The organism is Clostridioides sp. ZZV15-6597, assembly GCF_020657815.1.
In the GTDB taxonomy this organism is placed as follows: domain Bacteria; phylum Bacillota; class Clostridia; order Peptostreptococcales; family Peptostreptococcaceae; genus Clostridioides.
Map to the genome: position 1 here is coordinate 1 of NZ_JAGWCT010000237.1, position 705 is coordinate 705.

The 705-nt window shown below is 20.3% G+C and carries 1 protein-coding gene; it reads left to right on the forward strand.

Translation table 11 applies throughout. The annotated features are described in order from the left end of the window. The first annotated feature begins 202 nt into the window (after positions 1-202). Positions 203-466, forward strand: coding sequence for a DUF1883 domain-containing protein (locus tag KGF52_RS21040; protein ID WP_227828524.1), 264 nt, complete (start codon positions 203-205; stop codon positions 464-466). The last annotated feature ends 239 nt before the right edge of the window (positions 467-705 follow it).

Genomic DNA, 705 nt, shown 5'->3' on the forward strand with positions numbered 1-705 from the left:
TATATAGAGTCGATATATTTATGTCTATAAGATTGCACAAACTAATAAAAAAATATATTAATTATAAAGAAATATATAAGAAAATAAAAGAATTAATGAATGTAATTATATAGTATTTATAATATTTTAAATAAATTTTCAGATATAGAGGACTAATATGTAATAAATGAGAAAAGTTATTCAATTGTGGAGGGTTAATTAAATGGAATATAGTTATAGTAAGATGCATCTGAAAAAAGGAGATATTGTAGAAGTAAATTTGGAGAAACAAGCTAATGTGATATTATTAGATCATATAAATTATGTTAAATTTAAAAATCAAAGAAACTATGATTACTATGGTGGATTTGCCAAGAAAACTCCATGCAGAATGAAAGTTCCTAATACAGGAACTTGGTATCTGGTTGTAAATGAAAATGGAAATAGTGGTATAGTAAACTTTTCAATTAATACAATTCAAAATTAATTTAATACTAAAGGGCTTGGATTAATATCTAGGTCTTTTTATTGTGTCATGGTTTATATATAAAGTTATATAAACAAATATTGAAAAGAGTGTTAATATATATAAATATAAATTAAATCAATAATTACGAATCTGATATAGATATATTCATTAATAAAGTATATAAAGTTAATAAAAATATGAATATAAAATGGTTATTACTTTTATTAACTCTTTTTAGTTCTTATATATTTTTATAT